We start from the raw sequence: 25,493 nt of genomic DNA, 5'->3' as shown, positions 1-25,493 counted from the left end.
ACCTTCATTCAAACTCACTTAATAAGGTGTTCCGCGTGTAGAAAACCTCTTTATATTACAAATTCTCTGCGATTGTTTTAGCCTGCACAAAATTCAGTAAATAGTCCAGACATCCTGTCTTTGAGCCTGTACCCGACATATAATAGCCGCCAAACGGCTGCACTCCTACCAGGGCTCCCGTACATTTGCCGTTAAGGAACAGATTGCCACAATCCATTTCCCGGCGGGCATATATCATGTGATCCCGGCTCTTTGTAAATAAAGATCCAGTTAATCCAAATTCCGTGTCATTATAAACTTGAATACCTTCCTCCACATCTGCCACTTTGCAGATTGCCAGCACAGGCCCGAAGATTTCTTCTTTCATAATACGGGATGCTGCTGGTACATCTTTAAAAACAGCAGGGGTGATATAATAACCGTGAGTGTCATCACTGGTGCCGCCGAAAACCAATGTTCCTTCTCCTTTTCCAATTTCGATATAATGGTTGATTTTCTTGAACGCTTTTTCATCTATTACTGGACCTATTTCATTATTTTCACTCCCTGGCCCAACTTGAAGAGTATCCGCCCGTTCTATAATTTTCTTCACCATTTCATCGTAAACGCTTTCATGGATAATCGCTCTTGATCCGGCTGAACACTTCTGCCCCTGATAACCAAAGGCTGATGTTATAATCTCGGCTGCGGCAGCATCAAGATCTGCTGATTCATCAACAACGATGCCGTTCTTGCCGCCCATTTCAGCAACTACACGCTTTATCCAGCGCTGACCTGGTATTCTTTTATGCGCGATTTCATCAATGTGCAGCCCTGCTTCTTTTGACCCGGTAAACGAAACAAAGTTAATATCCTGATGTTCCACCATATAATCCCCGATGTCACCGGACGCTCCCGGTACAAAATTAATAACTCCATCAGGTACGTCAGCTTCTTGCATTATTTCTACAAATTTAGCCGCAATCACAGGAGTTAAAGAAGCAGGTTTCAGTAATACAGTGTTTCCTGTTACCAATGCAGAAACTGTCATCCCGGTTACAATCGCTATAGGGAAATTCCATGGTGAAATAATGCTCCCCACTCCAAGTGGTCTATATTCGAGGCAGTTTTCGATTCCAGGCACTGATACAAGATTCTGCCCTTGATCAAGACTCATCGCTTCGCGTCCATACATTTCCAGAAAGTCGATGGCTTCATCCATTTCCCCATCAGCTTCCGCCCAATTTTTACCTGCCTCGTATATCTGCCAGGCAATCATTTCCGTTTTTCGGCGTTTCATAATTTCAGCCGTTTTAAATAGGTACGACGCCCGCTCCTGGAAGGTTGTTGAGCTCCAGGTATTATAGGCACTCCGGGCAGCAGAAATTGCTGTTTCGATATGGTCCCGGCCGGCTTGACTTACGTAACCTATAACTTCATTGTGAGAGGCCGGATTGTGAGAAGATATTTTATTTTCGGTTAAAATTTCTTCCCCGCCAATAAGCAGCGGATATTCTCTGCCTGATTCTGCTTTTACATATTTCAGGCTCTTATACAAACGTTCTTTGTTTTCCGTTTTACCCCACTCTATCGGCGGTTGATTTTGAAATGGTGCGACAGACATTTTATACACCTCCTAAAAGAACTTAGTACATAGCAGGCTCAGACCACAATTTCACTTCCGTACCTATTCCGCGTTCTCTCGCATTTTGATAAATTCGATAACTGTTTGCTGTATCCGTTGCACATATCCCGAGCGTCACAAAAAAGATGCTGTCTTCTTCATTCTCCCGGCAAACCGTATTTCCTTTTATAACCTGGCCCAGCTCAGTAATATCGGACGAATCAAGGTCGCCTGACTTTGTTAACTCTGATAAAGGATACTTGTCATCATTTAAGCGGAGTTTATAGTCCATACAGTATTTATTAAAACCCTGCAGAACAGCTTCATCTTTATGATCCCACATAGAAACTCCAGAATGGAAAGAACCTTTTTTTATCCATTCTTTAGGAATGTATTCATTACCTACATTCACATTTGTTGCTGTATATACAATATCTGAATCAGCTACGGCGTCTTTAACGTTACTGCAGATTTCGAAGTTATACCCTAAATGACTCCATCTGGAAGCAAAATTTTCCGCACGATCCTTGTCAACATCATACAATCGTACCGTTTTTATATTTTTCATCACTTTACTTGTCGCTTCAATGTGCGCGTTTTGAATAACACCGCAACCTACCAATCCGAGAATTTCCGATTCAGGACGGGCAAGATATTTTGCTCCCAGAGCACTTGAGGCACCAGTTCGTAAAGCGCTTACAATTGTGTCGTCCATAACAGCAAAAGGGTACCCTGTGTCCTCGTTATAAAGAATAATCATACCGTTGGATCGTGGTGTTTGTCTTTCAACCGGATTTAAAGGATTACTTGGTATACCTTTCACCGCAGCAACACGCATTTCTTCAGATTGGAGGAGAGCAGCATGGACCCCGATCCGCTTGCCGGAGTAATTACCTTCTTCCCAGAGTAAATGTAATAGTTCCGGTTCAACAATTTTATCTTCCGCCAGCCATAAATTTACTTTCTCTACATACTCCAGAATCATATCCATATCTTTTGCTCCACCTTCGATACATTCCTCTTGAGACAACCACAAAACATTTACTTCTTTACTGGAATTATTCATTTTAATGACACACTCCCTACCTTTTTGTTAAGTCTCCGTTTATTAATACAGCTGCTTTCCTGCATTTCCTTTTTTACAGCCCCCCTTTCGAATCGATCATACTTTTCATTTGCTGATGACTTATAAAAGTAATCACGATTACTAATTTTGATTATATTATAATCGTGATAATATAAATTCGCAATACTTTATTTATTTTCATTTTTCTAAATTTATATCCTTGTTTTGCATCATGGTTATGTTATAATCACGATTAATAAAATTTATGCAAGCGGTTTCAATAATGTTCATTACACTTTCACAGAGTTGTTTATGTTGTTGAGTATGTATCCCGGGTACCACAAAAATAAGGAGGGGATTTTTTGTTTAAAGGAAACAGTGTTCTTACAATTTCTTTATTATTGAGTCTTTTATTTGTCATTATCGGAGTTGTCTACAATGATTGGCTGGGGCAGAAAGCATCATCCTTTTTAGATATTGCAGTTACGTACTTTAACTGGTTTTATCTGCTTATTGGTGCTGGTTTTGTATTCATTTGTCTCTATTTAATGTTTTCAAGGTATGGGCAGATCCGTTTAGGGAAGGACGCAGATAAACCCTCTTATAGCACATTTTCATGGATTACGATGCTGTTTAGTGCCGGAATGGGAGTTGGTTTGGTTTTTTGGGGGGGTGCTGAGCCTGTCGGTCACTATACAACACCACCTTATGGAGAAGGATCAACAGGGGAAGCTGCGTCCGTCGCTATGCAGTATACGTTTTTTCATTGGGGATTACATCCCTGGGCTCTCTACGGAATTGTAGCTCTTGGTTTAGCATATTTTCATTTCCGTAAAGGCTTTCCCTCTTCCATAAGCTCCATTTTCCATCCATTGATAGGTGACAGAATTAACGGTCCTGCTGGTAAAACAATAGATATGCTTTCCGTTTTTATTACCGCTGTTGGGGTTGCTAGTACGTTCGGATTAAGTGCACTGCAAATCACCAGCGGGATGAATGCACAGTGGGGGATACCGAATACATTGCTCGTTCAACTTCTGGTTATCGGTTTTGCCTTTTTACTATTCATTATTTCTTCATGTTCAGGGATTGACCGCGGCATTAAATACTTATCGAACCTTAACATGCTGCTGTTAATCGTCCTAACTCTTTCTGTATTATTCATCGGCCCTACTAAACAAATATTTGAAATACTGATCAGCTCAACCGGAAGTTATCTGGGCAGTCTTGTGCCAATGAGTCTGCGGATGGAACCTTTTAATGGTGAAGCTAATACCTGGATAGGGAATTGGACCATATTTTACTGGGCCTGGTGGACCTCCTGGGCTCCCTTTGTAGGATCCTTTATTGCAAGGGTTTCAAAGGGGAGAACCATTAAAGAATTTATTTTATGTGTTTTATTAGTCCCTTCTTTTATATCGTTTATTTGGTTTTCCGTTCTCGGAGGAAGTGCCATCCACCTCATTCATGATTTAGGCAACATTGCGCTGGCAGAAAGTATAAACGCTAATGTTAACGGAGCTTTATTTGCGTTTTTAAGTAACCTTCCCTTAGGTTCGATCTTAAGTATTGTGGCACTAATGCTTATTTTTTCCTACTTTATTACCTCAGCGGACTCCGCTACATTTGTGCTGGGAATGTTAAGCTGCAATGGAGACCTTCATCCATCAAACAAAATCAAAATAACTTGGGGAATCATTATCGCCGGATCCGCTACCGTTTTCTTGTTAGCGGGGGGGCTGGATGCAGTAAAGACCATCTCCATTGTCGTAGCCAGTCCTTTTTCTATTATCTTAATTTTTATATGTTGGTCGATAGTAAAAGCAATGCGGAAAGAATTTAAGAAGGAAGCAGTACAAACTAATACTAAACATGGGGAAACCATGCAGAACATGGTTGAATAAAAAATGGGTTACCCCAGTGGTGGAAAGTCCACCGTTTTCCTAAGGTTGAGTGGAGATTATTCAGCAGGCCGTGTACAAGGTACGCTGAATAATTTCTTTTTCGATCCGTTTTACCGGCGCTTCCCTGCCCTCTCTTCTTTTTTATCTTGTCATCATGTAAAGGCTGAACAGGAATATAAATAAAATCGAATGGACTATTTTCTATCATTGTGCAAAAAAATAGGACATGCCCATTTCGCCCGCGCAGGGTGAAATGGACATGTCCTATATAAAATTGATCCTTGATTTGGTGGGACTGCTTGAAAACCAGCTGAATTCGAGTTCCATTCATACTTTCTCAAGAAAACTTTTGTTGTTTCACTCCACTGAACAGCTTCTTTTAGTTAAGAAGTTGTTGCATTTTCCTGTTTTTCTTTTTTATAACGGCGGAGCCTGATTTTATAAATGCCAAGCACGGCGGCAGCGGCCAGTAAGGATTCCACAACAGGCATACCGAAGGCAAAAATGGTAAGAGGAAAGGTGCCGATTAACATAACGGTATACACGACTGCATTTTTCAACAGCGGCAGTCTGCGTGCGAACCCGAGATTGTAAACAATAATGCACATCACAACCACTGCAGCATACATCAGCCAGAAACCAGTGATCGGCGCTTCATGAACGTTTAAAACTCCGGCAAACCAGCTCAGCTGTTCTTTTGTTACGTTAATCTCATTTAAGGAAGCAGCGGCTGCGTACATATTCTTTCACCTTTCCTCTCTCCTGTTTCATCTATCCAGTCAGGTTAAGGATTTTTGTTTTCCTGTTTCTTTCTTTTTTCTTCGCGTTCACGGGTGCTCTTGTCCAGTATCTTCTTCCGGAGACGGACGGATTCCGGCGTTACTTCACAATATTCATCGTCATTCAGAAACTCAAGCGCTTCTTCAAGCGTCAACACACGGGGACGTTTCATCGTTACCGTGGTATCCTTCGTTGCGGAGCGGACGTTGGTCAGGTGTTTTTCTTTCGTAATATTAACCGTTATATCGTTCTCGCGGGAATGTTCCCCTACAAGCATACCGGAATAAATTTCTGTTCCCGGTTCTACAAACAGTGTACCACGATCTTCCACCTGCATCATACCGTATGGTGTCGCTTTGCCGTCTTCCATGGAAACGAGGGCTCCCTGATGGCGTCCACCCACCTGTCCGGTGTGCATTTTCTGATAGCCGTCGAAACTGTGGTTCAGGATGCCGTATCCTTTCGTCTGCGCCATGAATTCCGTCGAGTAGCCAATAAGACCGCGGGATGGAACAAGAAAATCCATTCTAACCTGTCCATCGCCGTTGTTCACCATATCCAGCATTTCGCCTTTACGTTCGCCGAGACCTTCCATGACGTTACCGGTGTAGTCTTCAGGTACATCAATCTGCGCCCGCTCGACCGGTTCACACAATACACCATCAATTTCTTTTACAATAACCGCCGGCTTGGACACCTGAAGTTCATAGCCCTCGCGGCGCATGTTTTCGATCAAAATAGATAGGTGAAGCTCACCGCGTCCAGAAACGGTCCATACATCAGGTGACTCGGTGTTTTCCACTTTCAGACTCACGTCTGTCTCAAGCTGGGTGAGGAGTCGTTCTTCAAGCTTGCGGCTCGTAATGAACGTTCCTTCACGGCCTGCAAAAGGACTGTTGTTTACGAGAAACGTCATCTGCAGCGTCGGCTCGTCGATGCGCAGCCGCGGAAGTGGATCTTCATAATCCGCCGGACAGATCGTTTCGCCGACGTTGATATCTTCCACCCCGGCAATAGCGATTAAATCACCGGCCTGCCCTTTGTCGATTTCCACCCGTTTCAATCCCATAAACCCAAACAGTTTGGATACACGGAATTTCTTCACGGTGCCGTCCCGTTTTATGAGGACGGCCTGGTCTCCAGTCTGAATCGTTCCACGGAAGACACGACCGACTCCGATACGTCCGAGGTACTCGTTATAGTCAAGCATTGTGACCTGGAACTGAAAGGGCTCTGAACTGTTGTCTACAGGAGCCGGCACATTATTAACAATCATCTCAAAAAGTACATCCATGCCGCTGTCCTGTTTGGAAGGATCCGTACTTGCCGTCCCGTTGATCGCAGAAGCATACGCCACTGGAAAATCCAGCTGATTTTCATCGGCGCCGAGTTCGATAAAGAGATCCAGCACTTCATCGACCACTTCACCCGGACGTGCCATATCCCGGTCAATCTTGTTAAGCACGACGAGCGGAGTCAGCTTTTGTTCAAGTGCTTTTTTCAGTACAAATCTTGTCTGCGGCATACATCCTTCGTAGGCATCCACCACAAGAAGGACACCGTCCACCATCTGCAGAATACGTTCCACTTCACCGCCGAAGTCGGCGTGACCCGGGGTGTCCATAATATTGATCCGTGTATCCTTATAGCGCACAGCTGTATTCTTGGCAAGAATCGTAATACCGCGCTCTTTTTCTATATCATCTGTATCCATCGCCCGTTCGTCTACCTGCTCATGTTCGCGGAATGTTCCCGACTGTTTCAGGAACTCATCCACTATCGTTGTCTTACCGTGATCGACGTGAGCGATCATGGCGATGTTTCTTAAATCATTGCGTACTGCCATAATTTTTTCACCGCTCCTATTCTATGCGTTCCTTTTTCAACTTATCTATTGTATCATAAACCATATCGTACTGCACAAACATTTCAGGTTTTCACCGCTGATGTTTCGCTGTACACTGGGAAGTGAACATTCTGATGATAGAAGGTGACAATATGAAAGAGATAAAATGGAGTTATCTTATCCTTGCGGTTATCGCCGCTTTATCAACGGCGTCCTTCGGCATTGCGGTGGCAGAGAAATCCTTACTTATTGCCATCTGCTGTGCGCTCGGTCTTGGTCTTTCCTATGCCGCGGCCAGAAGATTGCGCGCCGGATCCAGCCGGTAGGCACAGTGCCCTTATCCTGCATAAAATCAGGAAGTGATCAGTAGTCAAATCCTTTATGATCATATAGGTAGTGAAGGAGTTCATCATGAAGGCCCGGTCTTGAAGCGGCAATACTGCTTGGTTTCAACAGCGGCACCCCTTCGTTTTGAAATGTTGAAATCAGGTGGCCTGTTTCTTTCAATAATACAAGCCCTGCCGCATAGTCCCACGGAGACAAACGAAAACTGATGTAACAGTCCAGCCGGCCGCAGGCGACATAGGCAAGTTCAATCGCTGCTGCACCGTAAGAACGAACGCTCCTTGAACGTCGTACCATATGATGAAGGGATTGTTCATCCGCCCGCTTTTCCCTTGCGAGCCAGCGGCCGTTCAGTCCAAGAACGGCCTCTTGGAGCGTAACGGGCTGCGTCTGCCTCAGCTTCCTCTCGTTAAGGTACGCACCCTGTCCGGAAACGGCGGTAAACCACTCATCCTGCATGACATTATAAACGATGCCTATTTTTCCTATTCCGTTTTCCACTACAGCGAGTGATATCGCAAAATTGAATTTCTGATGTATAAAATTGGTGGTGCCGTCAATGGGATCAATGAGCCACATCACACCATTGGTCGATTCTATGTGTCGTCCTGCTTCTTCTTCTCCCATGATTTTATGATCAGGGTAGGACTTTTCAATCCGTTCTTTCAATAAACGTTCCACTTTATAGTCCATTTCCGTCACAAGATCATTTGGGTTGGATTTCGTATGGATGTCCAGTTGTTTATACAGAGATTCCTTCAGCATTTTCCCTGCTTCCTCCACCCATTTAACCGCTTGATTTTTTATATCGTCCCAGTTTTCATTCATGTAAGTCCTCCTGTGTTCATCTGCTTTCCATTATCGCATATGCAGGATAAAAAAAACACAGCCTGCTCGGCAGGCTGCATGTTTTGAATAAGACCGGAAGAGCTGTTTATTCTTTCCGGTCTTTTTGTTTCTATTTTCGTGTTCTTTGTTTTGTTATGCTTCCAGCCGGATGAGCTCCAGCCTCAGCTGCTCAAGACTTTCTTTGTACTCACTGCTTTTATCAATATTACCTTCCACCATGGCATCATAAAGTCCTGCCAGTTCGTAATCGATTTCCATGCGGAGGACGGCGATTCTTTCTTCAGCGTCAGTTCTTTTCAATGTCTGCATTACTTGTTCCATGGCCACCCACACCCCTTTATTTGTTTCGATGTCTCACGGGCCTTCTGACGGTTGACTGCAACCTTAACGAAATATTCTGAGTATTATGTTTCTGATATTATACCATATGTTTCACTATTTTCAAACGATACAACTCTTGAAATGATAAAGAATATGTTTGATTTTCTTTGGGTAAAGAGGATAATATGGAACATGACATTAGAAAGGAGAGTTTCATCATGCCATTTCAAGGATTCAGGCCCTCGGACTTTGAAACATTTTTCATTGACGATCTCGATGAACGAATGGAAGCCATCCGAAACAGAATCCAGCCGAAATTTTCAGCCATCGGCAGTTACTTGACCGATGAATTATCTGTCATGCTCAGTATGGAAATGCATCTTCACATCGCCAAACACGCCAGGCGCACCAAAAACCCGCCCACCGATACATGGCTTGCATTGGCGGACAGTAAAAAAGGGTATAAAAAGCGCCCCCACTTCCAGGTCGGGCTGTTTGATGATCACGTGTTTTTATGGTTCGCCTGCATCTATGAAATGCCGGAGAAGGCGGAAACCGCGGAACGGTTTCTACAGCACCAGGAGACCATAGAAAATCTCCCGGACCATTATGTTATCTCCCTTGATCACACGACAAAGGATGCGTTCTCCCTGAAAAAAAGCAGCAGCGCTGATATTACCGCATCGCTGGAACGCTTCCGCGATGTCAAAAAAGGAGAGTTCCTTGTCGGCAGACACATTGATAAGAATGATCCCCTGCTTGAAGATGGGGATGCCTTTCTTGAGGAAGCACAAAAAACATTTGAAACCCTTCTCCCGCTGTATCAACTCTCTCTCGGAGAAACGCCTTCCTGACCGCGGCGGTTTGAGGGAAAAGATGTACGTGCGGCCGGATGTCGGAGACCGGCCGTATGTTATATCATTTTGAAGGCCTCCCCCGCCTCCTGTTTCTCTGCCTGCTGCACCGTTTTCCAGCACGACACGGCGGCCTTTTCATCAAAATCCCTGAAATACTGCTTTTCTTCGGACTTGGAAGGAACAATTTGTTTAAAGCGACGGTACTTCGCCAATACTGTCTCCTTACGTACCGGTTTTTCGTACGCCTCTTCTATGACCTGAAAAAACTCCATCACATCAATAATTTCCTCTTTCGTCCATTCCAGCGAAAAAGGCATTGGATATTCTTCCTCCATCATGACCCTCCTATCTGTTCCATCGTTCTTTCACTTGTTCCGTCTCTTCGACTATGCGGTCAAACAGTTCCTGTACAGACGGGATGTCGTGGATACGACCTGTAACCTGACCAGCCCAGCCGAAACCGTCCTCATCTTTTCCATCGTAAATAAAGGCTTTGTTCGCTTCTGCTCCGATATAGGGGCGGAGTGTTTCAAACGACGGAGAAACCTGTTCCTTCGCCAGAATTGTCTTTGTCCACTCATTCTTTAATACCCGCCCCGGTGCTCCGATCGATTCTTTGATCACAACGGTGTCGGTTTCTGCTGCTTCTGTCAGCGCCTGCTGATATGCAGGATGGGCATGTACACATTCTTTTACAGCAATAAATCTTGTTCCCATTTCGACACCTTCTGCTCCGAGAGCCATGGCGGCCATCATGGAACGTCCATCCGAGATACCGCCGGAGGCAATCACAGGGATAGAGACACGATCAACGACTTGCGGCACGAGTACCATTGTCCCGGTATCATCGCGCCCTACATGGCCGCCGCCTTCCCGGCCTACGATCATAACAGCATCCGCTCCCGCTTCTTCCGCTTTTACAGCCTGCCGTATAGAAGCAGTCAATACAAGGGCTTTTATGTTGGTTCCTTTCAGCATATCAAGCACCGGCACCGGATTACCACCGGTGATGGACAGAACATCCACCTCCTCAAAAACAGCTGCTTTCACCATTTCCTCATAAGGACGCACTCCTCTTCCGATGGCAATATTAACCCCAAACGGAGCACTGGTCAGTTGTCTGACACGGCGGATTTCCTGTTTTAATGCCTGTACATCCGGCAGAGACATAGCTGTAATCTGACCAAGCCCCCCCGAATTGGAAACGGCAGAAGCTAAATCAGAATAAGCCAGATAAGCGAGGCCGCCCTGAATGATCGGATAACGAATGTTCAACAGCTCCGTTATACTTGTTTTTAGCATCAAGCTGCCCCCCCGTTTCTATACTGCTTAACAAAATACCTTCCGTTTTATCTTTTTACTTATGTTGCACTATTCTTTATGTGGTCAGGATCAATAAAGCCGTATCCTTTTTCACGCAGCCCTTTAATAATATCGTCCAGAGCCTCCTTCGTCCACTCTCTATCATGCATAAGAAGATTGGATCCATTTCCGAGAAGTTTTGTGTTAACCATAATATCCGTTAAGGCCTTGGCGTTTTGATACTTGGCATTCCAGTCATAACCGTAGCTCCAGTTCATCCAGGTCATGCCTTGATCCTTTATAAATGCTTTGCTTTTTTCTGAGTTGTCTCCAAAAGGGGCTCTGAAAAATTCAGGTGTTTCTCCGGTAACATCCTCGATTTTTTTATTTAACGCACCAATTTCCTGTTTGAGCTCTGCACTCGATAACTCGGAAACATTGGCGTGTGTCATCGTGTGATTTCCTATTTCAAATCCCATATCGGCTATTTTTTTCAGCTTTTCTTTTCCTTGTTGATCGTTCAGAAAATGACCATTCACAAAGAATACAGCCGGCACGCCTTCTTTCGACAACGTTTTTGCCATCTTTACACTGTATGTATCCGGCGCATCATCAATCGTTACCAGTACTTTCTTTGGATCGGCTTCTTTGTTCACCGGATCCAGGGAGGAGTCAGCAGGGTTCACTTCATATAAAGGGGAGGCATTTTCCTTTTCCTCCTCCGTCTGCTTTTCGTCGTTTTTCTTATCCTCTGCTTTCTTCTCTGATTCCTTCTTTTGAGGTGCTTCCTTCTCGTCTTTTTTAGGATTGTCTGTGCTGCTTCTTTCTTCTCCGGTTTTTGTCTGATTTGTTTCGGTATCGGATGCAGCATCTTCTGCATTCAGACCGCAGGCCCCCAATAAAAGAAAACAGACCGCTGCCATTATTTTTTTCATATGTAACTCCCCCATTTTTGATTTTATTTTACCAGAAATATTTCCATACCGGGATCATTCCAGAGTATGAGTTTTTATAGAAAGACCACTCTATCTACTGTTCTCATGGGATTGAGCGTATTATTTCTAGGTTGATTCCACTTTCAATCATGTTTATAATATTTTTGTGGTTTACGAACAGGGAACATTTCTTCTCCGTCAAGAAAGACATAATAAGCGGAACATGAATAACGTATGCTTTCTATCTTATTGCATTTTAAAGAAATGTTACGATACGGGCCGTACAGCGGTCCGATTTTCCATTTCATGTACCGGCACACTGCAGCACAATCTTTAACTAACTATTACTTTGAAAGGTGGTTCTGCCGGAGATGAAAAAGCTTACACCCGTTTTTTACATCTCGTTTTTTATTGCACTCATTTTTATTGTATGGGGTGCTTTCGCTCCTGATAACGTAGATGAAGTGCTCGGCTCGATTCAGAGCTTTATATCCAAACAATTTGGATGGTTTTATCTGTTATCAGCTACAGCTTTTGTTATTTTTGCGATCTATTTAATTTTCAGCCCTTTCGGAAGAATAAAACTTGGGAAACCTGATGAGAAACCGGAGTATGGTTACTTTACATGGTTTGCGTTTCTGTTTACCGCGGGTATGGGAATAGGCCTTGTTTTCTGGGGAGTGGCTGAGCCGCTGTACCATTACTACGGCCCTCCCTCTGCGGAACCTCAAACAAACGCTGCCGCCGCTGCAGCATTACAATATTCTTTTTTCCATTGGGGAATCCATCCGTGGGCGATTTATGCCATCGTAGCTTTATCGCTTGCCTACTTTAAATTCCGGCATGACGCTCCCGGCGTTGTGAGTGCTTCGCTGCGTCCTCTGTTTGGAAACAGAATGGACGGCCCTTATGGAACGGCCGTCGATGTCATCGTCGTTTTTGCCACAATTTTTGGTGTGGCGACTTCCCTTGGTTTCGGCGCCGCTCAGGTAACCGGCGGCTTAAGTTTCACTTTTGATTTCATTTCGAACAATATTATCACGCAGCTTATTATTATCGCCATCATCACCGTGCTTTATCTGTTTTCCGCAGGTACAGGATTGAACCGCGGAATACGGATCTTAAGCATGACCAACATCGTGCTTGCCATCGGTTTGATGCTCTTTCTTCTTGCTGTCGGGCCGACAGTATACGTGTTTGACGTGTTCACGACCACACTTGGCAGTTACATTCAAAACCTGCCCAGCATGAGTTTCAATACAGCAGCCTTTTCCGGGGACCGGGCCTGGCTGGAGAACTGGACCATTTTCTACTGGGCGTGGTGGATTGCATGGTCTCCGTTTGTTGGTACATTTATCGCCCGCGTGTCCAGAGGCCGTACCATCCGCGAGTTTATGCTCGGCGTCATAGCCGTGCCCACTCTGTTCGGGGCGTTGTGGTTCTCAGTCTTCGGCGGAACCGGTATTTCTACCAACATTTCCATGGGAGGCGGACTGTACGAGGTTATGTCAAATCAGGGGGATGAATTTGCCCTTTTCACTCTGCTGAACGAATTTCCTCTCTCTGCTTTCATGGTGACACTGGCTATTCTGCTTATAGTTTCTTTCTTTGTCACATCCGCGGACTCCGCTACATTTGTTCTCGGCATGCAGACAACCAACGGAAGTCTGAATCCGCCTGTCTCTGTTAAGATGGTATGGGGAGCTATTCAATCGTCTTCCGCTGCGGTTCTTCTTTATTTTGGAGGTCTGGGCGGCTTGGAGACAGCCATGATTATCGCAGCCCTGCCGTTTACGTTCATCATGCTGTTGATGGTTATCTCCATCCTGAAATCTCTTAGAAGTGAGCGCAGTATTATTCAATCGGACAAAGCGGTGCTGCAGGCCGAGCGCAATAAGTTAAGGGAAGAAAAAGAACGACTGAAGAAAGAAAAAGAAGAGTTAAAGAAGAAAGTCAAAAAATGAAAAACACAATATCATAGAAGCCCGGATATAAAGCCGGTCACAAAACTTTGATAGTACGATGAAAAACAGCCGAACGATCCGTGCAGATCGCTCGGCTGTTTTTGTTTGATCCGATATACCTCTTCGTTTCTATACATTGCTTTTCCTCTCAAGTACAAGGACATGTTGCTTTCTGTGTTGTTCAACCCCTTGCGATTCGTAAAAGCAAAGTGTGAAGCTGTAACGCGCTGTGAATGGGGCGTTCAACATTTTCTGCCGGTAATAACGTACCGGAAGTCTTTCCTTCGACCAATCCGTCTCTTTTCTGCATGGAGAATCAACCTGGCGGGAAACTCCGGAAGCTTTGCCCTTTATCAGCTAAGATACTTTGTCTTATAAAAAAAAGATCCGACTATCTTGTTTAGATAATCGGATCTCTTTATTTTCACGAATTCCACTGGATATTGCGGACGCCGATGAATATCGGGCGCTATTTAGTCACATGGACCGGAAGTCCGAGCGCCACTTCCGCTGTTTCCATCGTGATCTCTCCGAGTGTCGGATGAGCGTGGATGGTCATGGCAAGATCTTCAGCGGTCATGCCGCCTTCAATCGCAAGTCCTGCTTCTGCAATCATATCTGAAGCGTTCGGTCCGGCAATCTGGGCGCCGATGACAAGTCCGTCTTCTTTTCTTGTCACAAGCTTCATGAAGCCTTCTGAGTCATTAAGGGAGAGGGCTCTTCCGTTAGCCTGGAACGGGAATTTCGAAGCTGTAACGTCATATCCTGCGTCTTTGGCGTCCTGTTCCGTGTAGCCGACACTTGCCAGTTCCGGATCAGAGAACACAACCATAGGCATCGCAAGATAATCAACTGCTGCCGCTTCTCCGGAGATAGCTTCAGCAGCTACTTTTCCTTCATAAGAAGCCTTGTGGGCAAGCGGTGCACCCGGGACGATGTCGCCGATTGCATAAATCTGCTCATTTGTGGAGCGGCACTGCTCGTCCACCTGTATCAGACCTTTATCGTCGATGTCGACCCCGATCTGTTCCAGACCAAGTTCATCGGTATTGGGCTTACGACCTACAGATACAAGCACATAATCAGCGTCATAGGATTTTTCTTCTCCATTTACTTCCGCTTTGATATGCACGCCGTCATCCGATTCTTCTACAGATTGGGCGAATGCTTTTGTTTCAATGGTTACATTGTTATTTTTAAGACGTTTGTTTACGAGCTGTGCCATCTGCTTTTCAAAGCCTGTAAGAATTCTTTCTTCCCCTTCAAGCACTGTAACTTCTGTGCCGAGGTTGGCATAGGCGCCGGCCAGTTCAATTCCGATATACCCGCCGCCGATAACGACAAGCTTCTGCGGAATGTCTTCCAGCTCAAGCGCGCCTGTTGAATTGATGACACGGCTGCTGTATTTGAAATTAGGCAGTTCAATAGGACGGGAACCTGTTGCTACGATGCAGTTCTTGAATTTGTATGTCTGGGAATTGTAGTCATCCGTGGACACTTTTACCGCATCACGGTCGGAGAAATAAGCTTCCCCGCGGACAATATTTACTTTATTGCTCTTCAGAAGACCATCAACGCCGCCTGTGAGTTTCTGCACGACGCTTGATTTCCATTCCTGCACTTTGGAGAAATCAACACTGACATTTTCTGCAGTAATCCCCATATCATCGCCGGACTGCGCTTCATGATAACGGTGGCCGGCCTGAATTAATGCTTTGGACGGCACGCAGCCTACGTTGAGGCAGACGCCGCCGAGGTTGTCTTTCTCAACAATGGTGACGGACTGTCCAAGCTGTGCCGCGCGGATTGCCGCAACGTAGCCTCCCGGACCGGATCCAATAATAAGCGTATCTACTTCTTCTGGAAAATCTCCTACTACCATTTTACCCCTCCATAACTAGTAATTCTGGATCATTCAACAGACGCTTCACATGATTCAGGGCATTTTGGGCAGTCATGCCGTCAATCAGGCGATGGTCATAACTTAAGGATAAAGCAAGCATTGGGCGGATGACAACTTCTCCGTCACGAACGACCGCTTTTTCTTCAATCCGGCCGATTCCGAGAATAGCCACTTCCGGATGATTGATAACCGGTGTGAACCACTGCCCCTGCGCGGAACCTACGTTGGAGATGCTGGCGGAGCCGCCTTTCATTTCAGCCGGGCTCAGCTTGCCGTCCCGTGCTTTGCCGGCAAGTTCATTGATTTCATCAGCAAGCATGAAAATCGACTTGCGGTCGGCGTCTTTTACGACCGGTACAACAAGTCCCTGATCCGTGTCTGCTGCGATACCGATATTGAAGTACTTCTTGTAGACGATTTCTTCGTTTTCATCATCAATCGAAGCATTAAGCACCGGGAACTCACGAATAGCGGAAGTAAGTGACTTCACGACATACGGCAGATACGTCAGCTTAATATCTTTTTCAGCTGCAACCGGCTTGAACTTCTTCCGGTTCGCCACTAGATTGGACACATCCACTTCGTCATGGTGCGTAACGTGCGGTGCTGTGTGCTTGGAATTCACCATTGCTTTGGCAATGGACTTGCGGATACCCTTCATCGGTACACGCTCTTCAAGTGCCTGCTGATCCTGGGCCGGTGCACCAGCTGATGCGGCGGGTGCTTCTTCTTTCTGCTCTTCTCCTGCTGCAGAGGAAGCCTGCCCGCCGTCTTTGTACGCTTCTACATCTTCTTTCAGAATGCGGCCGTTTTTGCCGGTGCCTTCTACATCCTGAATGTTGATTCCCTGTTCACGGGCGAATTTACGAACCGAAGGCATAGCTATGACGCGTTTATCGTCATCTTCCCCGCCGGCTGCCGGCTCGGAGGAACTCTCTTCTTCGCCGCCGCTCTGCTTTGGTTCCTCTTCTTCTTTTTGTTCTTCAGTGCCCGCTTTTTCACTGCCTTCATCTGAAGGAGTGTCAGCACTGCCATCGTCGACGATCAGAATGACGTCTCCCACATTGACGGTAGCTCCTTCTTCAGCTTTAACATCCTTTACGGTGCCTTCCACTGGCGAAGGAATTTCTACAACAGCCTTATCATTCTGCACTTCACAAAGGACGTCATCTTCCTGAACAGTGTCGCCTGACTGGACGAACCATTTTACGATTTCACCTTCATGGATGCCTTCCCCAATATCTGGTAGTTCGAAATTGAAAGCCACTATGGCTGCCTCCTTTATTTATCCGTTTCTTGAAACACAACAAACTGAAAAAGAAATCCTATTTCTTCTTCAGTTTGTATCATAAGCTTCCCGTTTTTTAGAAATTCACCACGGTTTTTGCTTTTTCCACTACATTTGTGTAATCCGGGAGCCAGATATCTTCCGCTGCTGCAAACGGAAAGACCGTGTCCGGTGCCGTTACCCGCAGAACCGGAGCCTCGAGATGCAGAATGGCATGTTCATTGATCTCCGCCACAACACGGTTGGCGATGCCGGCCTGTTTCTGTGCTTCCTGCACCACAATGACACGGTTGGTCTTTTTGACCGATTCCAGCACGGTATCCACATCGATCGGGCTGATCGTGCGGAGATCTACAATTTCTGCTTCAATTCCCTCTTCGGCCAGCTGTTCGGCGGCTTTGAGCGATGTGTGAACCATAGCACCGTACGTCACTATAGTTACATCTTTGCCTTCTCGTTTCACAGCTGCTTTATCAAGGTCAACAGTGTATTCTTCTTCCGGCACTTCTTCGCGGAACGAACGGTACAGTTTCATATGTTCCAGAAATACAACCGGATCATTGTCGCGGATGGATGAAATCAGGAGTCCTTTCGCGTCATATGGCGAAGAAGGAATCACTACCCGCAGCCCCGGAGATTGTGCCATCAATCCTTCCAGACTGTCCGCATGCAGCTCCGGCGTTTTTACGCCGCCTCCGAACGGGGAACGCACCGTTACCGGAGCGTTGTAGTGACCGCCGGAACGGTAGCGTAGCCTTGACATCTGTCCGCTGATACCATCCATTGTTTCAAATACAAACCCAAAAAACTGAATTTCCATGACCGGGCGGAAGCCTGTCAGGCTGAGCCCGATGGACAATCCACTGATGCCGGATTCAGCAAGCGGCGTGTCAAACACGCGGTCTTCGCCGAATTCACTCTGAAGGCCTTCCGTTGCACGGAATACACCCCCGTACTGTCCCACATCTTCCCCGAAAACAAGTACGTTTTCGTCGTTTTTCAGCTCCGTACGCATCGCATCGGTTATTGCCTGAATCATTGTCATTTGCGCCATAGCTTACTTCGACTCCTTCTCTCTGTATTCTTCAAGCTGATCCTTCAAGTTGGGAGGCAGCACCTCGTTCATATTTTCGATCAGATCCGACACACTCTGTTTCGGTGTGTCATCAGCTTTCTTGATGGCAGCCTTGATCTCTTCTTTTGCCGTTTCCACTACTTCGTTCTCCCGCTCTTCAGACCAGAGATCCTTATTCTCCAGATACTTACGCAGACGCACGAGTGGATCTCTTTTTTCCCACTCGTCATCCATATCGGAGGTGCGGTAACGTGTCGGGTCATCGCCGGCCATTGTATGCGGGCCGTAACGGTAGCAGAGTGTCTCCAGAAGGGACGGGCCGTCGCCTGCAAGACCGCGTTCGCGTGCATCTTTTGTAGCTGCGTATACAGCCAGCACGTCCATGCCGTCGACCTGTCTGCCCGGTATACCTGCTGCCACACTTTTTTGTGCGATGGTTTTCGCTGACGTCTGGGCGTCAGCCGGAACCGAGATGGCAAACTGATTGTTCTGCACGACAAAAATCGCCGGAGCCTTGAACGAACCGGCAAAATTCATCCCTTCATAAAAGTCGCCCTGGGATGCTCCGCCGTCGCCTGTATAAGTAATTGCTACGCTGTTTTTCTCTTTCTTTTTCAGACCAAGGGCAACACCTGCTGTCTGTACAATCTGAGCCCCAATAATAATCTGCGGGGACAATACGTTCAACTCTTCCGGAATCTGACCGCCGTGATAATGACCGCGTGAGAACAGAAAAGCCTGATAAAGCGGAAATCCATGCCAGACAATTTGAGGAACATCGCGGTAACCCGGTACAATCCAGTCATCCTGCTCGAGCGCATACTGCGACCCAAGCATCGATGCCTCCTGTCCCGCAACCGGGGCGTAGAAGCCGAGACGTCCCTGACGGTTCAGCGATACTGCACGCTGATCCCAGATTCTTGTATACACCATTCTTCTCATCAGTTCCTGCAGATCTTCATCTGAAAGATCCGGAAAGGCATCCTCGTTTACAATTTCGCCTTCCTCGTTCATAACCTGAAACATTTCAAAGTGACCTTCCGCCTGTTCTAATGTATTACTAGCCACTAATGTTCACCTCTTCCTTTCTTCCAATGGTTGAAATAAGATACACGCGCACCTTTTCTCCTACAGCTAGGATAACCATTACCGCCTGAAAACATCAGACTGAATGTTTTCTTTTTCAGCGTCTTATGATGTGTAAGCTGACTTCCATGCTGACTTCCTTCTCATGATACAACTGTTTCAGTAAAAGTTCAAAAAAAATGAAACAACCTTGCTCTGATTTAAGAATATACCACTTCAAAAAGATTCGTCAATCCTTTTACTTCAAACGTTTCTATGATGTTTCGGGGCGCCAGATATAACCGATTGGACATGCAACTGTTATATATCATTTGAAAATCGCTGTAAACAGCACTTCTTTTTTGAGAGCGGATTCAGGCAGCCATTGTTTTTATAATACAGCTTAAAGAAGCAGAGTATTTCTACATTATTTTAAAAGGTGTCAAGCTGGGGTTGTTCCTGGAGGCAGTGGCAGTGTGGACACTATGTATGCCGCGGGGCGGCTTAGTGTCCATGGAAGCGGGTTGAAAGGACACTAAGACTCTCCCCAGGGGCAGCTAGTGTCCATTGTCTTCCACCAGCACCCACTAATTCCGGATTTCAGCGGCGTAGTGTCCACGAAACGGCGATCCGTGGACACTACAGTCTTATTTTCTGCTGATAGTGTCCACACCCGGATGAACAAAGCTGCAGCCAAAAGTCAATGGCCAAGCTAATAAAGCAGGCTGCCTGGCAGGCTGGCGTCTTCCGCTCCCGCCCGCGCTTACATTCTTTATACAATACAAAAAGGACTGTATCTTTTAATACAGCCTCCTTTTCTTACGATATAAAGACCCTTGCAGACCGGTCTCCTTCTTTTTGCCTTATTCTGTGTCCGGGGCTTCTTCTGATTCCGATCCGCTGATATCAAGTTCCGCCGCTTCATAGAAATTTTGTTTCGCTTCATTGTATTTATCGGTGTAGCGGTTGAACGCATCCCTGTTTTTCACAACTGAACTGTACTGTTTATTGACACTGTCAATCCGGCTCTGAAGGTCTTCGATGGTCAGTTCTTCATCCGTGAACGCCTGATACAGGGAAATATCCTGTTCGACCGCTTTCTGATAGCTTTCGTAAAGATCCTGATAGGTGTTATAACGATTTTCCATCGCTTTTTCTACAGCCTGGATTTGTTCCCCGGCTCCCTGCACCTGCTGCATCTGTTCTGCCCCGATCTGATATTCCTCATATGCTGCCTCAATGCTTTCTTTTTCTTTCTGAAGCAGTTGCTTCCGTTCTTCAGCCAGTCCAACAGCCTCTTCGGCCAGCGACTGAATTTGTTCCATATTTTCCGTCCCCAGAGAAAGCATTTCTTCATATAATTGCTGTTCCTTTTCTTCCAGGTTCATGATAGGGTCCTGCTGTTTTTCAAAACCGTCTTCGAGCGCTGCTGCTTCTTCCAGATGAGTATAGGCCTGTTCAGCGGCACCTCCGCCACAGGCACTCAACACGAGAAAAACGGCGGCAGCCGCACACAGATAGAACACCTTTCTATGTATCAACAATCTGTTCTCCTCTCTGTTATATCCATTTCACTGCTGTACAGTGACATTTTTTTATCCTGATTTCATTCTTACTCTCACAATCATAAAACAACTCCTGTACTAAATCAATAAACTTCATAATGGGCAGGGGCCCATTCATTTTTGTGCTTTTGACATAGGTTGAAAGGGAGATGACCTAAATTTGCGCATCACAAGGAAAGGAGAGAATGAGTATGTGGGGCAGTAACCAGATGTATCAGCCTTACTACAATCAAAACCAGACAGCCGGCTACAGCAGTGGAGGAAAAGGAGCAGGCAAAGCATTCGCATTGATTGTAGTGCTTTTCATTCTGCTTGTTATTGTAGGAGCTTCCAAAACCGATTACGGCTATAAAGAGTAAAACCAGCCGCCGTCGGAGCTATTCCAAGAGAATAGCTCCTTTTTTACAGGAGCGGGTGCTGCACAATGGCGGCCTGCTTTTGCCGCTTTCATTTTTCTGTTATACTAAGTAAAATAATTGGGTGCAACAGCTGTATATAACGACTCAACCGGAGGGATCAATCTTGCTGACGATGGATGATATTGTACGGGAGGGCCATCCTGCGCTTCGAAAAGTTACCGAAGAAGTGCCAGTGCCTCCTTCCGAGGAAGATAAAAACACATTAAAAGAAATGCTCGAGTTCCTGCAGAACAGCCAGGATCCTGAAATGGCGGAGAAGTATGACCTTCGTTCCGGGGTCGGACTGGCCGCTCCGCAGCTTGGAATCAACAAGCGGATGTTTGCGGTACATGTAACGGATGAAAAAGACCGCTTGTACAGTTACGGATTGTTCAACCCGAAAATCACGAGACATTCTGTGGAAATGACCCATCTTGAAGGCGGGGAAGGCTGTCTTTCCGTGGACAGGGAGGTTCCCGGAGATGTACCGCGCTATAAACGCATCACCCTGGAGGGGACAACCCTGGAAGGCGAAAAAGTCCGCCTGCGGCTGCGTGACCTGCCTGCTATCGTATTTCAGCATGAATTGGATCATTTAAATGGTGTTATGTTTTATGACCGCATCGAAGAAGAAATTCCGGAAACAGATAAAAAAGACGACGGAGCGCTGTGATCCTCCGTCGTCTTTTTTTAAAGCAGCCCGATTCGTTCCAGTCCCTGCTTCACTCCGTCTTCATAGACCGGGGAAGTGACGAAGTCCGCTGCCTGTTTCACTTCTTCCAGAGCGTTGCCCATAGCAATACCGATTCCGGTTTCCTTCAACATTTCCACGTCGTTCAACGCGTCGCCAAAAGCCGCTGTTTCGTCCATGGAAAATCCAAGATGGGCTGCTGCCGCCTGGATTCCTTCCGCTTTCGAGCCACCGACAGGTACCACGTCTACGGCCAGTTGATGCCAGCGTACGAAACGGAACGTGTCAAACGTGTCACGGTACTTTTCTTCGGCATCCGGACCGCAGAACAACAGGGCCTGATAAATTTCATGATCCTTATAAAAGTTCCGGTTCATCGGAGGGTATGGCAGTTTTAAATCATTCATGCCGCGGGATATGTCCTCATTTTCTTCTGAATCTGCTGCTGCCTGTTCATGGTCCATAAAAACCATCCCGTGTTCCCGGGTACCGGCTTCCACATGAAGATGCCCCACATCTTCGGACTTTAATGGTTTCTTATCCACTACCTCTCCCTCAGCAACGACGTAAGATCCGTTGAAACTGACAAATGTTTCAATTCCGAGTTCCTGACGCAGCGACTCAAACATAAATGGCGCTCTGCCTGTCGCGATCGCCACATACACCCCATTTTCCTTTAAATCCTGAATCGCTTTCTTAGCAGAAGGGGGAAGTGTCATTTCTTTAGTATAGAGAGTGCCATCTATGTCAAAAAAAACAATGGATGGTTTTTTCATGCCTGCATCACCTTACAGCTTTCTATGTTTAATTATACGCTCCCTCATATCCAATATTAATCGTAACATATCGAACCCACAGCTTCACGTATTCATTATTTACAGGTGGAACAAATGGATGCTCTATTGAAAAACGAAAAGATTTCCATTACAATTTGATAATTGAACACTTGCGGCGCGGATGAACATTCAAAAGTTCTTTATGGTTACTTCCACCAATTTGATTTATAATGAAGAATAGATGCCATTAAAGTTCGTTTTTTAAAGACGTGCCCGCCAAGCCGGAACCGGAGCCGGCCGCTGCTGCACGTTTTGATTTATACATTAAAGGAGAGATAGCAATATGATTTTTAAAGTGTTTTACCAGAAAGACTTCAGCCAGATACCTGTGCGTGAAAATACAGACACCATGTTTGTTGAAGCGGAAACAGAACGGGAAGTACGGCGCAAATTGGCAGATAGAAATTACAATATTGAATTCATTCAACCGGTTTCCGAGGGCTTGTTGAAACATGAACAGAAAAAAGAAGATTTCAAAGTGGAGAATCTGTAGAGCATGAAGCAGATGAAAAAAAATCAGGTTGCTGTTTTCGCGCTCGGAGGTCTAGGCGAAATCGGCAAAAACACGTATGCCATACAATACCAGGATGAGATTATTCTCATTGACGCCGGAATCATGTTTCCAGAAGACGAACTACTGGGGATCGACTATGTAATACCTGATTACACCTATCTGGCCCGTAATAAGGACAAAATCAAGGGCCTTTTTGTCACACATGGTCACGAAGACCATATCGGCGGCATTCCATATCTTCTCCGGGAATTGAATGTCCCCATCTACGGCGGAAAGCTCTCCATCGGACTTTTGAAAGGAAAACTGGAAGAGCACGGACTGCTGAGAAAAGCTAAACTGAATGTGATTAATGAAGATCAGGTTATTAAGTTCAAAAAAACAAAAGTTTCTTTTTTCCGGACGACGCACAGCATTCCTGATTCTTTCGGGATCGTTGTGAATACCCCGGAAGGTAACATCGTTCAGACAGGAGATTTCAAATTTGATTTCACTCCGGTCGGAGAACCGGCCAACCTCTCGAAGATGGCCCAAATCGGGGAGGAAGGCGTTCTCTGTCTGTTGTCGGACAGCACAAACAGTGAAGTACCGGGATTCACCATGTCAGAACGGACGGTAGGCAAAAGTATCGACAATATATTCAGGCAGGCGGAAGGCAGATTGATTTTTGCTACGTTCGCCTCCAATATTTACCGTTTGCAGCAGGCGGTGGAAGCCGCTGTGCAGGACGGACGTAAAATTGCCGTATTCGGACGCAGCATGGAATCTTCCATCACCATTGGACAGGAACTCGGATATATCAAAGCGCCGAAGGGAACATTCATTGATGCGTCCCAGCTCAACCGGATTCCGGACAACCAGGCGGCCATTTTATGTACAGGCAGTCAAGGCGAACCGATGGCGGCTCTTTCCCGTGTCGCTCACGGAACCCACCGCCAGATTCAGATCATCCCTGGAGACACCGTAGTTTTCTCAAGCTCTCCGATCCCCGGCAACACTTTGTCGGTTAATAAAATTATAAATCAGCTGTCACGGGCAGGAGCAAAAGTCATTCACGGTTCTCTGAACAATATCCATACATCCGGACACGGCGGCCAGGAAGAGCAGAAATTAATGCTCCGCCTGTTAAAGCCGCAGTATTTCATGCCGATCCACGGAGAATACCGGATGTTAAAGATGCACACGAAGCTGGCCAGAGACTGCGGCGTTCCGGAGGAGAATTCGTTTGTCATGGAAAACGGCGAAGTTCTCGCCCTCACCAGAAAAAGTGCGTCGCCGCTTGGGAAGGTTCCTTCCGGCTCTGTCTACGTGGATGGAAACGGGATTGGAGATATCGGAAACATTGTGCTGCGTGACCGCCGCATTTTATCAGAGGAAGGTCTTGTTGTCGTCGTGGTCAGCATAGACATGAAAAATTTCAAAGTATCGGCCGGACCGGATATTATTTCGCGTGGATTCGTGTACATGCGTGAATCAAGCGACCTTATCAACGATGCCCAGACGAAACTGACCACACATCTTGAAGAAGTAATGAAACGAAAAACCACCCAGTGGTCCGAAATAAAAAACGAAGTGATTGATCAGCTTTCCCCGTATCTTTATGAAAAGACAAAACGAAAGCCCATGATCCTTCCTATCATCATGGAAGTATGACAACGGACACAAAAAGGGAGGCTGTCTTCCTAAACAGAAGACAGCCTCCTTTTTTATGTCTCGTCAATCCAGCGGGTTTCCAGGCGGGTGATGTCATTATCCGCACCGATAACTATTAAAATATCTCCTTCTTCTATTTTTTTATCTGGTCTTGGGGATACGTGAATATTTTCATCTCTTTTTACAGCGAGAATATTACATCCGTATCTGGCACGAAGATCGAGATCAACAATCGTTTCGCCATCAATGGTAGGGCCCGCTGCCAGCTCTACGATGCTGTATTCATCGGAAATTTCCAGATAATCCAGCACACTGTTGGAAACCACGTTATGGGCAATACGCACCCCGATGTCCCGTTCCGGATGAATGATTTCATCCGCTCCGATACGATTCAGCACTTTTTCATGATAATCGTTCTGCGCTTTAACTGTTACATGCTTCACGTTCATCTCCACGAGAATCAGGGTGGTCAGAATACTTGATTGTATATCGTCTCCAATCGCAACGATAACGTGATCAAAATTCCGGATGCCCAGTCCTTTCAAGGCTTTTTCATCCGTTGAATCAGCAATCACCGCATGCGTCACAAGAGATGAGAATTCATTCACTTTATCTTCATCCTGATCGATCGCGAGCACTTCACTACCCTCATCCACAAGAGATTTGCAGATACTTCCTCCGAAACGGCCGAGACCAATCACCGCAAATTGTTTTTTCATGGTTCATCCTCCGAACG

Annotated in this window: 24 protein-coding genes; 8 read left to right on the top strand and 16 right to left on the bottom strand. The window is 46.0% G+C overall.

Going from position 1 to position 25,493, the window contains the following annotated elements; all coding sequences use genetic code 11:
• Positions 1 to 55: 55 nt before the first annotated feature.
• Together pruA and BM124_RS01550 are read right to left on the bottom strand one after the other, a co-directional pair.
• Positions 56 to 1,603, bottom strand: coding sequence for an L-glutamate gamma-semialdehyde dehydrogenase (pruA, locus tag BM124_RS01555; protein ID WP_093334902.1), 1,548 nt, complete (start codon positions 1,601 to 1,603; stop codon positions 56 to 58).
• A 22-nt stretch (positions 1,604 to 1,625) separates the two neighbouring features.
• A complete protein-coding gene (locus BM124_RS01550) occupies positions 1,626 to 2,669 on the bottom strand; it encodes an ornithine cyclodeaminase family protein (protein WP_093334901.1) in 1,044 nt (347 codons plus the stop codon).
• 362 nt (positions 2,670 to 3,031) lie between these two features.
• Between BM124_RS01550 and BM124_RS01545 the strand changes: the two genes are divergently transcribed.
• Complete coding sequence (locus BM124_RS01545) at positions 3,032 to 4,573, top strand: BCCT family transporter (protein ID WP_093334900.1); 1,542 nt, start codon at positions 3,032 to 3,034, stop codon at positions 4,571 to 4,573.
• Between the two features lie 383 nt (positions 4,574 to 4,956).
• Here the strand turns inward: BM124_RS01545 and BM124_RS01540 are convergent, their stop codons facing one another.
• Both BM124_RS01540 and typA read right to left on the bottom strand, forming a co-directional pair.
• A complete protein-coding gene (locus BM124_RS01540) occupies positions 4,957 to 5,313 on the bottom strand; it encodes a YlaH-like family protein (RefSeq protein WP_244504194.1) in 357 nt (118 codons plus the stop codon).
• Positions 5,314 to 5,357: 44 nt separating this feature from the next.
• Positions 5,358 to 7,199: a translational GTPase TypA gene (typA, locus tag BM124_RS01535; protein WP_093334899.1), complete on the bottom strand. Its 1,842-nt coding sequence runs from the start codon at positions 7,197 to 7,199 to the stop codon at positions 5,358 to 5,360.
• 152 nt (positions 7,200 to 7,351) lie between these two features.
• Here typA and BM124_RS18680 point away from each other — a divergent pair, with 152 nt between their 5' ends.
• Positions 7,352 to 7,525: a DUF5325 family protein gene (locus BM124_RS18680; RefSeq protein WP_170840907.1), complete on the top strand. Its 174-nt coding sequence runs from the start codon at positions 7,352 to 7,354 to the stop codon at positions 7,523 to 7,525.
• A gap of 37 nt (positions 7,526 to 7,562) precedes the next feature.
• Here the strand turns inward: BM124_RS18680 and BM124_RS01530 are convergent, their stop codons facing one another.
• The gene (locus BM124_RS01530; RefSeq protein WP_093334898.1) at positions 7,563 to 8,372 is read right to left on the bottom strand and encodes an inositol monophosphatase family protein; all 810 of its coding nucleotides are present in this window, start codon (positions 8,370 to 8,372) and stop codon (positions 7,563 to 7,565) included.
• A 153-nt stretch (positions 8,373 to 8,525) separates the two neighbouring features.
• Positions 8,526 to 8,714: a hypothetical protein gene (locus BM124_RS01525; RefSeq protein ID WP_093334897.1), complete on the bottom strand. Its 189-nt coding sequence runs from the start codon at positions 8,712 to 8,714 to the stop codon at positions 8,526 to 8,528.
• Between the two features lie 218 nt (positions 8,715 to 8,932).
• On the opposite strand from BM124_RS01525, the gene BM124_RS01520 reads away from it, so the two are divergent.
• Positions 8,933 to 9,568, top strand: coding sequence for a YktB family protein (locus tag BM124_RS01520; RefSeq protein WP_093334896.1), 636 nt, complete (start codon positions 8,933 to 8,935; stop codon positions 9,566 to 9,568).
• A gap of 59 nt (positions 9,569 to 9,627) precedes the next feature.
• On the opposite strand, the gene BM124_RS01515 is transcribed toward BM124_RS01520, so the two are convergent.
• The 3 genes from BM124_RS01515 to BM124_RS01505 are packed head-to-tail and all read right to left on the bottom strand — an operon-like array spanning position 9,628 to position 11,808.
• Positions 9,628 to 9,906 (bottom strand): UPF0223 family protein, encoded by a 279-nt coding sequence (locus BM124_RS01515; protein ID WP_093334895.1) that lies wholly within the window; start codon positions 9,904 to 9,906, stop codon positions 9,628 to 9,630.
• 10 nt (positions 9,907 to 9,916) lie between these two features.
• Positions 9,917 to 10,873 (bottom strand): NAD(P)H-dependent flavin oxidoreductase, encoded by a 957-nt coding sequence (locus BM124_RS01510; protein ID WP_425288494.1) that lies wholly within the window; start codon positions 10,871 to 10,873, stop codon positions 9,917 to 9,919.
• Between the two features lie 59 nt (positions 10,874 to 10,932).
• Positions 10,933 to 11,808 carry a polysaccharide deacetylase family protein gene (locus BM124_RS01505; protein WP_093334893.1) on the bottom strand — a complete coding sequence of 292 codons (876 nt, stop codon included), beginning with the start codon at positions 11,806 to 11,808 and terminating at the stop codon, positions 10,933 to 10,935.
• Positions 11,809 to 12,179: 371 nt separating this feature from the next.
• Here BM124_RS01505 and BM124_RS01500 point away from each other — a divergent pair, with 371 nt between their 5' ends.
• Complete coding sequence (locus BM124_RS01500) at positions 12,180 to 13,772, top strand: glycine betaine uptake BCCT transporter (RefSeq protein WP_093334892.1); 1,593 nt, start codon at positions 12,180 to 12,182, stop codon at positions 13,770 to 13,772.
• A 469-nt stretch (positions 13,773 to 14,241) separates the two neighbouring features.
• On the opposite strand, the gene lpdA is transcribed toward BM124_RS01500, so the two are convergent.
• From lpdA to BM124_RS01475, 5 genes are all read right to left on the bottom strand, one after another.
• On the bottom strand, positions 14,242 to 15,654 hold the full coding sequence (gene lpdA, locus BM124_RS01495) for a dihydrolipoyl dehydrogenase (RefSeq protein WP_093334891.1): 1,413 nt from the start codon (positions 15,652 to 15,654) through the stop codon (positions 14,242 to 14,244).
• 1 nt (position 15,655) lies between these two features.
• Positions 15,656 to 16,942, bottom strand: a complete 1,287-nt coding sequence (locus BM124_RS01490; RefSeq protein WP_093334890.1) for a dihydrolipoamide acetyltransferase family protein — start codon at positions 16,940 to 16,942, stop codon at positions 15,656 to 15,658.
• Positions 16,943 to 17,039: 97 nt separating this feature from the next.
• Complete coding sequence (locus BM124_RS01485) at positions 17,040 to 18,017, bottom strand: alpha-ketoacid dehydrogenase subunit beta (RefSeq protein ID WP_093334889.1); 978 nt, start codon at positions 18,015 to 18,017, stop codon at positions 17,040 to 17,042.
• Positions 18,018 to 18,020: 3 nt separating this feature from the next.
• Positions 18,021 to 19,064, bottom strand: coding sequence for a pyruvate dehydrogenase (acetyl-transferring) E1 component subunit alpha (pdhA, locus tag BM124_RS01480; protein WP_093335155.1), 1,044 nt, complete (start codon positions 19,062 to 19,064; stop codon positions 18,021 to 18,023).
• A 902-nt stretch (positions 19,065 to 19,966) separates the two neighbouring features.
• The gene (locus BM124_RS01475; protein WP_170840906.1) at positions 19,967 to 20,644 is read right to left on the bottom strand and encodes a YkyA family protein; all 678 of its coding nucleotides are present in this window, start codon (positions 20,642 to 20,644) and stop codon (positions 19,967 to 19,969) included.
• A 233-nt stretch (positions 20,645 to 20,877) separates the two neighbouring features.
• On the opposite strand from BM124_RS01475, the gene BM124_RS01470 reads away from it, so the two are divergent.
• Positions 20,878 to 21,027, top strand: coding sequence for a YjcZ family sporulation protein (locus BM124_RS01470; RefSeq protein ID WP_139217056.1), 150 nt, complete (start codon positions 20,878 to 20,880; stop codon positions 21,025 to 21,027).
• A gap of 163 nt (positions 21,028 to 21,190) precedes the next feature.
• Positions 21,191 to 21,739 (top strand): peptide deformylase, encoded by a 549-nt coding sequence (gene def / locus BM124_RS01465; protein WP_093334886.1) that lies wholly within the window; start codon positions 21,191 to 21,193, stop codon positions 21,737 to 21,739.
• Positions 21,740 to 21,756: 17 nt separating this feature from the next.
• On the opposite strand, the gene BM124_RS01460 is transcribed toward def, so the two are convergent.
• Positions 21,757 to 22,533: a Cof-type HAD-IIB family hydrolase gene (locus tag BM124_RS01460; RefSeq protein ID WP_093334885.1), complete on the bottom strand. Its 777-nt coding sequence runs from the start codon at positions 22,531 to 22,533 to the stop codon at positions 21,757 to 21,759.
• Between the two features lie 343 nt (positions 22,534 to 22,876).
• On the opposite strand from BM124_RS01460, the gene BM124_RS01455 reads away from it, so the two are divergent.
• Together BM124_RS01455 and rnjA are read left to right on the top strand one after the other, a co-directional pair.
• Positions 22,877 to 23,086 (top strand): DNA-dependent RNA polymerase subunit epsilon, encoded by a 210-nt coding sequence (locus BM124_RS01455; protein WP_093334884.1) that lies wholly within the window; start codon positions 22,877 to 22,879, stop codon positions 23,084 to 23,086.
• Positions 23,087 to 23,089: 3 nt separating this feature from the next.
• On the top strand, positions 23,090 to 24,757 hold the full coding sequence (gene rnjA / locus BM124_RS01450; RefSeq protein WP_093334883.1) for a ribonuclease J1: 1,668 nt from the start codon (positions 23,090 to 23,092) through the stop codon (positions 24,755 to 24,757).
• 53 nt (positions 24,758 to 24,810) lie between these two features.
• Here rnjA and BM124_RS01445 read toward each other — a convergent pair whose 3' ends face one another.
• The gene (locus tag BM124_RS01445; protein ID WP_093334882.1) at positions 24,811 to 25,476 is read right to left on the bottom strand and encodes a potassium channel family protein; all 666 of its coding nucleotides are present in this window, start codon (positions 25,474 to 25,476) and stop codon (positions 24,811 to 24,813) included.
• Between the last annotated feature and the right edge of the window lie 17 nt (positions 25,477 to 25,493).

The sequence above is a fragment of the Salibacterium halotolerans genome (assembly GCF_900115625.1).
Taxonomy (GTDB): Bacteria; Bacillota; Bacilli; order Bacillales; family Marinococcaceae; genus Salibacterium; species Salibacterium halotolerans.
This window is presented reverse-complemented; position numbering and strand designations above follow the sequence as displayed.